This window comes from Sphaerothrix gracilis Ecp01 (assembly GCF_030405905.1).
Classification (GTDB): domain Bacteria; phylum Cyanobacteriota; class Cyanobacteriia; order Phormidesmidales; family Phormidesmidaceae; genus Sphaerothrix; species Sphaerothrix gracilis.
Genome location: NZ_JASATW010000017.1, coordinates 122,611 through 136,381 on the forward strand (window position 1 = coordinate 122,611; position 13,771 = coordinate 136,381).

Sequence of the window (13,771 nt, forward strand, 5' to 3'; positions counted from 1 at the left end):
CGTTTGCTATTTCAGATTTCTACCGTGTTCTAATCTCTTGGCCCTGGCAGAACAATATTGAGCAACAGAGCGCAGAGGCCACCTGTGGAAATGCCAGAGGAGAAAATACTCTTGACCAATGGTGGTGTAGCTTCTAGTAGTTCTGGGGAGAAGGTAACGCCCAATCCCAGTCCCAAGGAAGTCGCCAGAATGATAGCCGATCGCTTGGTGAAGTTGACCGTTGACAGAATTTTGATGCCCGCTGCGGCTACGGTGCCAAACATGATCAAGGTAGCGCCGCCTAATACAGGCTGCGGAATTGCTTGTAGAACTGAGCCAACAACCGGGAAGAGTCCTAGAATCACGAAGATGCCGGCAATGAAGTAGCCTACATAGCGGCTGCCAATCCCCGTGAGCTGGATGACGCCGTTATTTTGGCTAAAAGTTGTATTTGGGAAGGTGTTGAAACAGGCGGCAATAAAGGAATTGATCCCATCTGCCAAAACGCCTCCCTGAATGCGCTTGAAGTATTTCTCCCCTTTGATTGGTTCACCTGTAATCGAGGAAGTCGCTGTCAAGTCGCCAATGGATTCGATGGTGGTGATCAGGTAGAGGAAGGCGAAAGGAATAAAACTGGCAAGCTGAAAGCCGAAGCCAAAGCGGAAGGGAATTGGCAGCGCAAAGACAGGGCCGTTGCCCAACAGGTTGCCAAAGCTAATTAGCCCCGTAAAAACGGCGACAATGTAGCCTACCAGCAGGCCAATGGCGATCGAGGACATCCGTAAAAAGGAGTTGTTGACGCTATTGAGGGCAACGATAATCACCAATACGAGAGCCGCTAGCCCCAAGTTTTGGGGGCTGCCAAAAGTGCCTGCCTCGATCGCTGGAAAGCCACCTCCCACAGCGGTAATGCCGACATTGATCAGCGTCAGACCGATAAGGGTGACAACAGTGCCAGTCACCAAGGGCGTAATCACGCGGCTGGCGAGATGTAGGAAGCGACTAAAGATCATCTCAATGAACGAACCGACCAGGCACATGCCAAAAATGAGACCCAGCGCCTCTGTGGGTTCTGCCCCTGCCGCCACCGCGCCGCCGCCTACGGCCAGGATGGGGCCGATAAAGGCAAAGCTAGTACCCTGAATGCTCAGCAAGCCCGACCCGACCGGGCCAATGCGCTTAGCCTGAATAAAGGTAGCAATGCCGGAAACAAACAGCGACATGCTGACCAGATAGGCCGCCGCCTCTGGCTCTAGCCCCAGGGCGCCGCCAATAATCAAGGAAGGCGTGATGATGCCAATGAAGCTAGCAAGCACATGCTGAAAAGCCGCAAAGATGGCCTCACGCACAGGCGGTCTAGCCTCTAGCCCATAGATTAGGTCAGAGGGCATGACGACGCCTTCTTCTAGTTCTGCTTGCTCTTGCTCAATTTGTGAGTTTTCTAAATGAACTCTTTCACCACTAGACATTGCTATATCTTTGCCTCTGATTCACTACAGGATTGAGCGATCGCTCTGGATTTTAAATTTCAAAAATCTATTAACTTGATCTAGCTAAAATTATTGCCGGTTTAAGATTTTGCCTTGCTAAAACTGACATCAATACTGGCCACAGAAACTCTAGAGACTTGTCTAAAGAAACTCAGATATCTGCAGACGGATAGCCTAAAAAGCACTTAGCATGATTGTGATTAGGCTGTAGGAAAATCCTCTGCCAGCAAAACGCAATACCCGCGCAACAAAAATTTTTACATCCTGATGATTGAATAAATCTTTGCTATTTTGAGGTAGCTTATCAGCTTCTCAGAAATTTTCAATACTGGATTAAGGACATCTTAAGTATTACGTAGTTAGCCACTTGAATTGTTGCCTCTGATACTTTTGAGGGCAGCTTATCTTGATAGTTTCTAAGCCTCTCTATTGTGGTGTGAGGATTAGGATGTTTATCAATAAAGCGATTGGGCAGTTCCTGCGTCTGCCTGACTCTTCGCGCTGGCTGCTGGTCTGGACTCTTGGTTTGTGGTTGGGTGCTTTCTCCCAGGGCGCGATCGCCTCTGATGACCTCTCTGCTGAGGGACTGGCTGCTGAAGAAATCGCTGCAGAAGTTCCTAGCGAGCCGATTGCAGACGAAGTAATAGAAGAAATAGCGGTTACAACAGAAGCGGCGATCGCTGGCGAAACAGCCGCTAATTCAAGTCAAGAAATCCAGACAATTTCGCTAGATGTTACAGATAGTAACTTCGGCTTTGAGGACGAAGCTGTTAGCAATGCAGCTAGCGATTTGGCGGGCGTCACGTTTGATGGCACCCTAGCGCAGGTCACTAGCGTTTCTGAACTAGCCGATGTCTCTCCAGGCGACTGGGCTTATGAAGCGCTCCGCCGTTTAGTGGAAGAGTATCGCTGCATAGAGGGCTATCCAGACTCGACTTTTCGGGGGAATCGCGCCCTAAGTCGCTATGAATTTGCCGCGGGCCTGAATGCCTGCCTGGACAATATTGTGCAGCTCATTTCTACCGGCGATGATCCTGAACTTTTAGGCACCGTTCAGCGCCTGCAGGAGCAGTTCGGCACCGAGCTAGCCAACGTCCGTGCCCAGGTAGACGATTTAGAAGATCGCACCGCCTTCTTAGAATCCACTCAGTTTTCTACCACCACTAAGCTCCGAGGCGTCGTTTTTGCCCACGTCAATGCCGCCTTTGCTGATGGTGATATCAAAGCCGAAGGGATCAACGTCTTTGCCCCGGCTCGTGATCCAGTAACGGGAGATCCTCGTATCCGTACCATTGCAGACGATCCGGCCACAACCTTCAGCTATTTGGCCTGGATTAACTTAGATACCTCTTTCACTGGCGCTGATTTGCTGACGCTGCAGATGGCCGTTGGGACAGGCAACGCCCCGGCCAATACCTTCGGTTCCGCCGGACTGTTTAATACGTTTGGCGTTCCTTTCACCCTGCAGCGAGGCGGGGTAGAAAATAACGCGCCGGTGTTAAGGGAGCTGTCCTATGCTTTTCCGGTAGGGGATAGCCTACAGCTCGTGATTGGCCCCCGGATTAACTGGTACCGCTATTTTGACAACAACCGCTTTACCTTCTTGATTACCGGCGCTAACAGCTTCAACTCCAGCGGTGGCACTCAGGTTAACGCGGTAGACCGGGGCGCGGGAGCCGTCGCCGTTTGGGATATTGCCGACTGGGCCGATCTGCGGCTGGCCTATATGAATGAAAGCACCGAGTTTCTGCCGACGCAGCCCCCGGCCAGCGACCCCGATCGCGGTCTATTTGGCGGCACTAACACGCTGACGGCACAGCTTGGCGTCACGCCTTTTGATCGGCTCAATCTGCGCTTCCTCTATACCCGCACCAGCTATCAGCCTAATGCCAACGGCTTCGTCGGCGGCGCTCTCAGCGAGCCGATCTACGGCTTTGCCGATGACGGTCAGGGCGGGCCGCTCAACGCAGCGGCTGCCGATACCTTTTTGTTTAACTTTGACTGGCTGGTGACGGACTGGCTGGGGCTATTTGGCCGCTATAGCTACGGTAGCACCGATGTCTATCCGGCAGCGGCGGCTCTTGATCGAGGCGAAATCAACGCTCAGTCAGTTCAGGTGGGGGTTGCTTTCCCCAACCTGTTTAAGGAAGGTGCTTTAGCCACAATTTCCTATCTGAAACCTTTCTCCGTTCTAGACGGACGGGATTTTCTCATATCGGGTGGTGGCAACGGCGGCGTACAGGAGGAGCTAGAAATCACCTATCGCTATCCGGTGAATAACTATATGGCGATTGTGCCGTCCTTTTACTGGATTGGGAATGCCAATAACTTTAGCGACAACCCGGATATCTACGTGCTGAACCTGCAAACCCAGTTCTTTTTCTAGTTCATGACCGCAAGTAGGGTGGGGCTTCCCACCCTGCGGCTTTGGCCGCTCCAGCAAAATAGTCTAGACAGGGCGACAGATTAGGGGCAGCGTCGCTTTTTTAGGCAACTGGATCTATTGCTAACAGTTGCCACCAGTCGGGAGACTTAGAATATCTCACAAAGCGCTGAACAGGCTCAGTCAAAGATCTATGGAAAATCTAAAAGCGATTGTCATCGGAGCAGGTATGGGCGGCCTCACTGCTGCGATCGCCCTGCGGCAGGCAGGTTACACAGTTGAAATTTACGATCGCGTCCGCGAGCTGCGCCCCGCCGGAGCCGGTATCTCTCTGTGGTCAAACGGGGTCAAAGTGCTGAATCGGCTGGGATTAGGGGATAAAATTGCCCAGATTGGCGGTCAGATGGATCGGATGGCCTATATTTCTAAGACGGGTGAAACGCTGACAGATTTTAGCCTAGCCTCAATTGTGGAGCAGGTAGGCCAGCGGCCCTATCCGGTATCCCGGACTGACCTGCAGCAGATGCTGCTAGATACCTACGGCGCTGACCAAGTGCAGCTCAACTCCAAGTGCGTAGCGGTGGAGCAGGATGAAGACAGCGCTACGGCCATTTTTGCCGATGGCCGACGGGCAACGGGGGACGTGGTAGTGGGGGCGGATGGTACCCACTCGATTATTCGCACTTATGTGCTGGGGCAGAAAGTTGAGCGCCGCTATGTGGGTTATGTCAACTGGAACGGGCTGGTGCCTGCCAGTGAAGACTTAGCGCCGAAAAATAGCTGGGTGATTTATGTCGGTAACGGCCAGCGGGCCTCAATGATGCCAGTGGGGGGCGATCGCTTCTACTTTTTCCTCGATGTGCCACTGCCAAAGGATACGCCGAGCGAGGCCGAGAGCTACCGGGAGGAACTATTTGGCTACTTTCAAGGCTGGGCTGACCCCGTCCAGCGACTGATTCAGCGGCTGGATCCCGCCAAGACGAACCGGGTAGAAATTCACGATATTGAACCGCTACAAACGCTAGCCAAAGGCCGGGTAGTGCTGCTGGGAGACGCGGGCCACAGCACTGCCCCTGACCTGGGACAGGGCGGCTGTCAGGCAATGGAGGATGCCTGGGTGCTGAGCAACTTGCTGCTGACCACTAATATCAGCGTCGCCGACGCGCTACAGCGCTATGAGCTGGCCCGCAAAGACCGCGTTGCTGAAATTATTCTGAAAGCGCGTGAGCGGGCCGCTATGATCCACGGCAAAGTACCCGATCAAACTCAAAGCTGGTACGATTCTTTGGCCCAGGAAGATGGCATTAGCATCAAAGGGGCGATCGCCAAAACGATTCTCAAAGGGCCGCTGCACTGATGGCCTACTCGATCGCAGCCTTAAACCACATGAGCCAGCCTGAGTTTGTGGCGGCTTTGGGGGCAGTATTTGAAGATACCCCGGCGATCGCGGCTCAGGCCTGGCAATATCGACCGTTTGCGAGTAGGGCAGATTTGCACCAAAAAATGGCCGCCATTGTGGCGGCTCTGTCCCCCGACCAGCAACTGGCCCTGATTCGAGTCCATCCTGACCTGGGCAGCAAAGCGCAGATGGCAGCGGCGTCAGTGCAGGAGCAGGCAGGAGTGGGGCTAGATCGGCTTTCGGCAGACGAATTCGAGCGGTTTCATCGGCTTAATCAGGCTTATAAAGCTAAATTTGGCTTTCCGTTCATCGTGGCGGTCAAAAACCACACTAAAGACAGTATTCTGCAGGCTTTTGAACAGCGACTGCCCAATAGCTTAGAAGGAGAGAGAGAGAAGGCGATCGCGGAAATTAGTCAGATTGCCTATTTTCGACTATCGGCACTGGTGCAGGACGTTTCTGGGATGGCGATGGACTGACCCGGCTGGTAGCAGGCCAGATAGCAAAGATACCCCATCACACCTTATTCAACCGATAGAAAAAGCCCAGCGATCGCCCACAGGCCCAGCCGCCAAAGGACAAAATCTGCTTGGCGGCTAGGTCAGTTTTAACTCAGCAGATCGCCCGTTTCCTGCAGTGAGTGCAGGCGGTGATAGAGTCCGCCCTGCTGCAGCAGTTCAGCATGGCTGCCCACTTCCAAAATGCGGCCTTGATCAAGCACAACAATCTTGTCGGCTTCGCGGACGGTACTCAGGCGGTGAGCAATAATCAGCGTCGTGCGGGTACCCAGGATATTGCGCATAGCCAGCTGGATTGAGCGCTCTGATTCATAGTCCAGGCTAGAGGTGGCTTCGTCGAACACCAGCACGTCCGGGTTGACCAGCAGCGCTCTGGCAATGCCAAGCCGCTGCCTTTGGCCGCCAGAGAGCCGCACTCCCCGCTCCCCGACTACCGTGTGATAGCTCTGGGGCAAGAGATGAATAAACTCATCGACGCGGGCGATATTGCAGGCGGCCTCGATTTCGCTAAAGCTAGCGTTGGGATTGCCGTAGGTGAGGTTGTCTAGCAGCGTGCCGTTGAAGACATCTACTTCCTGATGCACAATCGCCAGTCGCCGCCGATAGCCCGTCACATCCAGCCGCCGAATATCTTCGCCATCCATCAGGATGCGGCCCTGCTGCGGCTCAAAATAGCGGAACAGCAGCTTCACCAGCGTTGACTTACCCGACCCCGATCGCCCGACTAAGGCCACGGTTTGATACGGCTCAATTAGCAGGTCGATATCCTGCAGTACCGGGCGCTGCGGCTCGTAGCCAAAGGTAACTCCTTCAAAATGTAGCTTGCCGGTGAACTGATAGCTGGGGGCAGCTTCCGGCAGGGCCAGCACGTTGCCGCCTTCTTGACTGCTGGGCATCTCCATGAACTCGTGCAGGCGCAGCATGGAGGCATAGCGCCGGGTAAAGATTTCTGCTAGGTTGCTGATCGGCTCTAGCTCAGCGTAAGCCATGCTCGATACCGTCAGCGTAGTGACGAAATAGCCCAGAGAAATTTGGCCGGTGAGGGTCGCCCATAGGGTCAGCCCCAAGACGCCAAACACGCAGCTTTGAATTACCATTTCCTGCCAGGTCATCAGCTTGACGTAGGCCCGGTGAATGCTGTAATCCACGACGGTAAACTCTCGCTGCAGCCGCTGCTGCTGGCGTTTGAGTTCGCGGGCTTCGGTGGCAAAGGCTTTGACCGTCTTGATATTGGTAATTAGCTCTGAGGTATGGCTTTCAGTGTTCTCCATATAGCGATCGAGGGCCTGCTCCTTGCGGTTAATTCTCAGCAGATCCTTGAGGCTGTAGGCCAGGATGGCGATAAAAGAGAGCAGGAACAGCAGCGCAATCGGCCAGGCGATGAAGGCGATGACGCAGAAGATGCCCACGACCCGCACCAGCTTGGGGATAAGCTGTCCGGCGATTTCAGGGTACGTCCAGGTGTGGTTCGACAGTCCCCGCGCCACCCGTCCGGCAATCCGACCGGGGTTGTTCTCGTCATAGAACTCTAGGGGCAGGGTCAAGATTTTGCCCACGACTTTGGCCGCATGGTCGCGCCGCGATCGCAGGGCAATATCCCAGTGGAACCAGACTCCTAACCAGGGTTCAATCGGGGCACGGCCTACGGTGACTAGAAAAATCAGGCCCAGGAGTAGGCCCAGCGCCAAAGGGCGATCGCTCGGCAGGCCAGTGAGCCTGGCAGTTGAGTCGATTAGCCACTGGCTCAGCTTGTCCGTGGGCTGGTTGGAAACCACGTTTAGAATTTGACCAATGGCGTAGGGTACCACCAGATCTAGAATTTGAAACAGGCTGCTAGCGGCAATGCTGAGGTAGGCGATCGCCCTGTAGCGCCTGTAGTATTGAATAACATCTTTGAACTTAGCCATTACAATCTGCGGTTAAACCGCTGCTATAGTCGGTAGGCACGGCGAACTGGCCCTATGCCACGGCATAAGGCAAAGGCGCATCCGTTTGCGCCTCAAATTTAGACAAAAAAGCTAATTAGACTCAGCCACCGCTGAGTCTGCAGGGACAATTCGTTAAGCATCCATGTTGGATGTGATCCCAGTATATACTACAAAAAATACTTTGTAGTACGATGCGGACAAAAACCTGAATTTTCTCAGCCAGACCATTTTTCCAGCAGCGTAAATAGCTGCTCCATATCGACTGGCTTGCGCATGTAGTCATCCATGCCCGCCTGCAGGCACTTTTCGCGATCGCCCACCATCGCGTGAGCCGTCAGCCCAATCACAATCGTGTGCTGCGAATCGGCTTCTCGCTGGCGCAGCCTACGAGTGGTTTCGTAGCCGTCTATCTCTGGGAGCTGGCAGTCCATCAGGACAATGTCATAGGTTTGCACTGCTAGGCGATCGAGTGCGTCTTGGCCGTTGTCCACCCAGTCTGTCTGACAGCCCAGTTCCTCCAGCATAATTAGCAAAAACTCGCGGTTGTCTGGGTAGTCTTCTACGACCAAGATGCGGCGCTGCTGCAGAGGACTGTTTGCCGCCGTCGCTGTTTTTTCAAGTTTCAAGGTCGAGCTAGAAGTTCCTGCGGGAACCTGGAAGGGTACCGCAAACCAAAACGTAGTTCCCTCTCCTAGAGTACTCTCAACCCCAATCTCACCGTCCATCAGTTCCACCAGCCGCCGACAGATTGTTAGCCCTAGTCCCGTGCCGCCATATTGCCGGGTTGTTGAAGTATCTGCCTGAATAAAGGGCTGAAATAGTCGCTCCCGATCTTCGGATTTAATGCCAATGCCTGTATCCTGCACTTCAAAGCGCAGATAGATCGTGTCGGGACTTGATAGCTGACTGGCTAGCGCTGAAACGGCATAGTCAGCTGACACCCTAATCTGACCGATCTGAGTAAATTTGATGGCATTGCTAACTAGATTGTTGAGAACCTGCTGCAGGCGAAAGTCATCACCAATGAGGGTGTCGGGTAGATCGGGCGATCGCTCTAAGCTGAAAGATAGCCCTTTAGCAGCGGCCTGATGTTCAAAAGAGGCCGCTAGATTTTGCATGACAACATCGAGGAAGAAGGGTTGAACATCTAGCTCAATTTGGCGGGCCTCCAGCTTGGACAAGTCGAGAATATCGTCGATTAAAGACAGGAGCTTTTGGTTATTAGCTGCAATTTTTTCTAAAAAGTTCTGCTGCTGTTGGCTTAGCTGGGTCCGACCCAAAAGCTGACTGTAGCCCAGAATGGCGTTCATGGGGGTACGGATTTCGTGGCTCATGTTGGCGAGAAATTCGCTTTTGGCTTCATTGGCTGAGTCGGCGGCTTGGGCAATGGCGATCGCTTCCTCTAGGACATGGTTTTGCTGAATCAGCGTTTTTTCAATTTGCTTGCGCTCGGTGATATCGACCACGGTGCCGTACAGCCGTATCACCTGGTCATTTTCATCACAAAGCGCCCGGCCAATCACGCTGAGATACCGGAGCTGTCCATCAGGTTGGCGGTAGGCCACGTCAAGACTGTAGGCAGTGCAGTTTGCCATAAGCTGCTCTAGTGCCTGTCGCAGCCGTTGGCGATCCTCTTCAGGATGATGTTGCAGCAGTTGCGCGAGGGTAGGCATAGGCTGCTTTGGATCAAACCCGTAGATCCGAAATAGTTCCTCTGACCAATCAGCTCTAGCCGATTCCAGATCAAAGGTAGGGCCAACCGTAATCTCCCAGTTCCCCACATTGGTCAGCCGCTGAGCTTCCAAAAGCTGAGACTGGCTATAGAGCAGCGCCTCTTCTGCCTGAAGCTGATCGGTAATTTCCACCACCACTGCGCCGACGCCGCGCCTGCCGTTGAGCAGATCGACCGGGTAGTAGCTAGCTGTCCAAGTCCGTTCCGTGTTGGGATCTAAGGGCGTCGTGCCCTCAATTTTGATGTCGTAAACAGCCTCACCCGTCTGAATCACCTGCCGCAGGATGGGTTCGAGATGGTCGGCCAAATCAGGCAGAACTTCTTGCGTCGTCTTGCCCAAATGAGCCTCAATCGGTAAGCCGTTTGTATTGGCCATCGCTCGATTAACCTTGACGAATCTCAGTTCCTGATCGAGAAGGCAAAGACCTACCGGGCTGGCTGTGTAGAGGTTTTCTAGGGTCTCGCTGGCCTGATGTAGCTCTTCTTGATAACGCTTCAACTCATCAATGTTGACGAAGGTCACGACGACGCCGTCGCTTTGACCTTTATCTTTTAGATAGGGATTCACTCGCATCAGCAAATATTCGCCAGTTTGAGTCACCTGTACCTCATGTTCGGAGGGCTGTCCTGTTTCCACCACCTGTTGCAGAGCGGAGAGAAAATCGGGCAGGTCAATATTGTTGGTTAAATCGGCCAGCGGCCGCCCCTGATCTTTGGGCTTGATGTTGATTGCCCGCGTAGCCGCAGGCGTAAATTTGCGAATATTCAAATCCGCATCTAAAAAAACGACGCCAATGTCGGTGCTGCGCAGCAGATTATCAATGTCGTTGTTGAGCTGAGTCAGCTCCTGAATTTTGTTTTGGTATTCAGCGTTGACGGTATACAACTCTTCGTTGACCGACTGCAGTTCTTCATTGGTGCTCTGCAGCTCCTCGTTAGAGGCTAGCAGTTCTTCGTTGGTGGCCTGCTGCTCCTCGTTCGTGGTTTCCAGTTCCTCAATCGTGACCTGTAGGTTTTCGCGGGTCTGCTGCAGCTCATACTCTAGTTCGGTGATCTGCTGAGCTGCCTCCTTGTCCACGTCAAAACGCAGAGAAGCCTCTGCAGGAGCAGGGCGCGTCTCCACTTCCAAGACTGCAATCAGGTAGTCCTCGACTTTGGGATTGCTCTGGTCAGGGCCAACGCGCACGCTGACGCTCAGTTCTTCCCCCTCTTTTTCAATCTTGATGCCCGTGTAGAGCACTGGCTCCTGGTCGCGCTTGGTGCGGTGCAGGGCCGTACTCAAGGGCAGCCTCAGCGCCGGATGCACAATCTCAGTCACATCTAAGATGGCTTCTCCCACCGGAAATTCCAGCAGATTGGCCGCATTGTAGAAGACCCGCAGGAGCTGATTTTCCTGATTGACTAATAGACAGGTAATGGGGCGATCGACTAGGCAATATCTAAAGACCTCACCAAACAGGCGATCGATTTGATTTTGTCGCGCCTTGGAACGACTACCGGGGCGTATGGGGGTAATTACTGCCTGCCGGGTGATCGGCATCAGGGAGAGGTGGGCATCCCGCCGCTTACGGAAAATCTTCCATTTGGGATTGAGGGCAGAAAACTCTTCGCCCACGTCTCCCAGAGTTTCGGAGCTGCCTAAAAACAGGACGCCCTGAGGCGCTAGGGCAAAGTGCAGTAGCCGTAATACCTGCTGCTGGAGCTGAGGCTGCATATAAATCAGCACGTTGCGACAGCTCACCAGGTTCATCTTTGAAAAACCGGCGTTTTTAGTCAGATTGTGGGGCGCAATGATCAGCATCTCCCGCAGCAGTCGATTGACGTGAAAATGACCGCCATCGTAGCTAAAATAGCGCTCTAGCCTTTCGGCAGAGACATCATTGGCAATGCTTTCAGGGTAAGTGCCTCTAGCGACAACTTCTAAGGCGCTAGTGTCTAAGTCAGTCGCAAAGATTTTGACCTGCACTGGCTTGCCAGCCGCCGCGATTGCCTCATCAATCAAAATTGCCATTGAATAGGCTTCTTCGCCAGTGGCGCAGGCCGAAACCCAGACTCGCAGCTGTTCCTGCGGCTGCAGATTGGCAATGAGCTGGGGCAGCACTTCAGACTCTAAAAACTCCCAGGCAGGCCGATCTCGGAAAAAGCAGGTAGCGCCAATCAGCAGATCCTGCCGCAGCAGCTTTTGTTCTTCTTCCGACTCTTCTAGCAGAGCAATATAGGCGTCTAGATTGGTCTTATTGGTCAGGGCACAGCGATGGCTGATGCGACGACTGAGGGTACTGATTTTGTAGTGAGAAAAGTCGATATCTTCGCGATCGGCCAGCACTTCTAAAACCTGCTGGAGCTGGTCGGGGCTGATCAGTCCCGACTCCTGCGCTGGTAGCGCTGAAAAGTTGCTGGAAAAGCGAATCAGTTCAAAGACCGTCTGGGCTAAATCCTGCGGCGACAGGATTTCATCGACGGTGCCAGAGGGAATGGCACTGGAGGGCATACTGGTAAACTGGGCTGTCTCCGGCGATTGCACTAAGGCAATACCGCCAGCGCGGCTAATTTCTTCCAGTCCTTCGGTGCCATCATTGCCGGTACCTGATAGTAAAATAGCGATCGTGCGCTCTCCCCAGTTCTGAGCTAGGGATTTGAAGAAGCGATTGATCGGATAGCTGAGTGAATCTGACTGATCCTGTAGGTGAAAGTGTTGCTCATCAACCACCAGAGTTTTGCGGGGCGGTAGCACGTAAACTTGTCCCGGCTCAATTAGCAAATCGTCTTCTAGCTCCCGCACTGACATCACGGTCTGCCGCTGCAGGATCTGACTCATCATGCTTTTGTGATCGGGCGAGAGGTGCTGCACCACCACAAATGCAGCACTTGGATCATCGGGTAGGTGATTGAAGAAAGCCTCCAGTGCCTGAACTCCACCCGCAGAAGCGCCAATGCCGACGATAAAAAAATCTCTAGCTTGTGAGTCTGAGTCAGTCATCTGAGTCAGTCATAGGACATAAAAGGGCAAAGTCTATCCGCAGGGTAGCAAAGTGACTGCAAATTAACGGCTCACCTGAGACAGAGAAAAGGAAATAACTCCTGATTAGATGTTCATTCTACATACAGTACCCTACAGTTAAATCGCTGACTGTTTGGGGAGTAGAGCCTCAGTGAAAGTTTTTTTGCTTATTTTCGGTCTGCTGTTGCTGAGCAGCCTGCTGTTAGAAATAGGATTGCGACTGCTGGCCGGACTAGGAGATCCCCCTCTCTACATAGCTGATTCACTGATGGGGTATCGGTTGGCACCCAATCAAAGAGTGCGGCGCTTCGGCAATCGGATTCAAATCAATCAGTATTCTATGCGCGGCGATCCGATTACGCCGCAGCCGGCTGCGGCTACCCTGCGGGTGCTGCTGTTGGGCGACTCCATCGCCAATGGTGGCTGGTGGACAGATCAGCCCCAGATTCTCTCGGCCCAGATTGAACACCAGCTTCAGGAAAAGCTCGCTGCTCCCTATCAGCAGGCAGAAGTCCTCAATGCCTCAGCCAACTCTTGGGGGCCGCGCAATGAGCTGGCCTATTTGATCCGCTTTGGCCTGTTTGAGGCTCAGGTTGTGGTTTTGCTGCTCAACACAGATGATTTGTTTGCTATTGCGCCCAATTCGGTGCAGGTGGGGCGCGATCGCAGCTATCCCAGCCGGAAGCCGCTAACCGCTACGGCTGAACTACTGCAGCGGGTTTTGCGCAAGCCGAAACCGCTGCCTGAACTCCAAAAGCTGCAGGATGAACCGGGCGATCGCGTCGGCGCTAACCTAGAAGCCATCCGTCAAATCCAGCAGCGGGTGCAGGCTGCGGCCAGTCAGCTCATTGTGGCGATGACGCCGCTGCTGCGAGAAGTGGAGCCGCCGGGGCCAAGGGACTATGAGCAAACGGCTAGAGCGCGGGTAGAAGCCTTCATGCGACGAGAGCAGGTCGCCTACCTGGACTTTCTGGCCGACTTTCAGGCCGCTGACATCCCGGCCGCCCTCTACCGCGACCACATCCATCTCAGTCCTTCAGGTAATGAGTATGTCAGCCAGGCGATCGCGGCGGCCATTCAAGCTCAGCTCCAAGACTCCAACGCGCTCAAGCTAGAGAAAGCACCAGAAGCGATCGATGACGACCTCTGGTAGCCCTACAGCCTGCATTCCGCAGGTTGACAATGAATAAGAAAGGTGGTGTGCCGTAGAGTAGAAGCAGCCCTCAAGAGAATGGATGCATCGGTTGAAGATAGAGAATCTGGATCACCTAGGCTTGGTTGCTGGGATGGTGGACGAGTTGGGACTGGTGGAACTGACCAACGCACAATTAGGCCAGCATA

8 protein-coding genes are annotated in these 13,771 nt (G+C 53.6%); 5 read left to right on the top strand and 3 right to left on the bottom strand.

Going from position 1 to position 13,771, the window contains the following annotated elements:
- Window positions 1-29: 29 nt before the first annotated feature.
- Window positions 30-1,448, bottom strand: coding sequence for a nucleobase:cation symporter-2 family protein (locus QJQ48_RS18725; RefSeq protein WP_428843065.1), 1,419 nt, complete (start codon window positions 1,446-1,448; stop codon window positions 30-32).
- A gap of 469 nt (window positions 1,449-1,917) precedes the next feature.
- Here QJQ48_RS18725 and QJQ48_RS18730 point away from each other — a divergent pair, with 469 nt between their 5' ends.
- From QJQ48_RS18730 to uraD, 3 genes are all read left to right on the top strand, one after another.
- The gene (locus QJQ48_RS18730; protein ID WP_346292769.1) at window positions 1,918-3,855 is read left to right on the top strand and encodes an iron uptake porin; all 1,938 of its coding nucleotides are present in this window, start codon (window positions 1,918-1,920) and stop codon (window positions 3,853-3,855) included.
- A gap of 190 nt (window positions 3,856-4,045) precedes the next feature.
- A complete protein-coding gene (gene hpxO, locus QJQ48_RS18735; protein WP_346292770.1) occupies window positions 4,046-5,209 on the top strand; it encodes an FAD-dependent urate hydroxylase HpxO in 1,164 nt (387 codons plus the stop codon).
- Window positions 5,209-5,730, top strand: a complete 522-nt coding sequence (uraD, locus tag QJQ48_RS18740; RefSeq protein WP_346292771.1) for a 2-oxo-4-hydroxy-4-carboxy-5-ureidoimidazoline decarboxylase — start codon at window positions 5,209-5,211, stop codon at window positions 5,728-5,730. The genes hpxO and uraD overlap by 1 nt, the downstream gene beginning before the upstream one ends.
- A gap of 128 nt (window positions 5,731-5,858) precedes the next feature.
- Here the strand turns inward: uraD and QJQ48_RS18745 are convergent, their stop codons facing one another.
- Complete coding sequence (locus QJQ48_RS18745) at window positions 5,859-7,676, bottom strand: ABC transporter ATP-binding protein (protein WP_346292772.1); 1,818 nt, start codon at window positions 7,674-7,676, stop codon at window positions 5,859-5,861.
- Window positions 7,677-7,912: 236 nt separating this feature from the next.
- Window positions 7,913-12,409: a chemotaxis protein CheB gene (locus QJQ48_RS18750; RefSeq protein WP_346292773.1), complete on the bottom strand. Its 4,497-nt coding sequence runs from the start codon at window positions 12,407-12,409 to the stop codon at window positions 7,913-7,915.
- Between the two features lie 172 nt (window positions 12,410-12,581).
- Between QJQ48_RS18750 and QJQ48_RS18755 the strand changes: the two genes are divergently transcribed.
- Entirely contained in the window at window positions 12,582-13,583 is a 1,002-nt protein-coding gene (locus QJQ48_RS18755; RefSeq protein WP_346292774.1) for an SGNH/GDSL hydrolase family protein, read from the top strand.
- Between the two features lie 91 nt (window positions 13,584-13,674).
- Window positions 13,675-13,771 (top strand): DUF4277 domain-containing protein (locus QJQ48_RS18760; RefSeq protein ID WP_346292781.1); only part of this gene is annotated, 97 nt, incomplete at its 3' end.

Excerpts from the sequence above, each read along its gene's own strand:
- QJQ48_RS18725 (WP_428843065.1), bottom strand. The coding sequence starts at position 1,448 with ATGTCTAGTGGTGAAAGAGTTCATTTAGAAAACTCACAAATTGAGCAA.
- QJQ48_RS18730 (WP_346292769.1), top strand. The coding sequence starts at position 1,918 with ATGTTTATCAATAAAGCGATTGGGCAGTTCCTGCGTCTGCCTGACTCT.
- hpxO (WP_346292770.1), top strand. The coding sequence starts at position 4,046 with ATGGAAAATCTAAAAGCGATTGTCATCGGAGCAGGTATGGGCGGCCTC.
- uraD (WP_346292771.1), top strand. The coding sequence starts at position 5,209 with ATGGCCTACTCGATCGCAGCCTTAAACCACATGAGCCAGCCTGAGTTT.
- QJQ48_RS18745 (WP_346292772.1), bottom strand. The coding sequence starts at position 7,676 with ATGGCTAAGTTCAAAGATGTTATTCAATACTACAGGCGCTACAGGGCG.
- QJQ48_RS18750 (WP_346292773.1), bottom strand. The coding sequence starts at position 12,409 with ATGACTGACTCAGACTCACAAGCTAGAGATTTTTTTATCGTCGGCATT.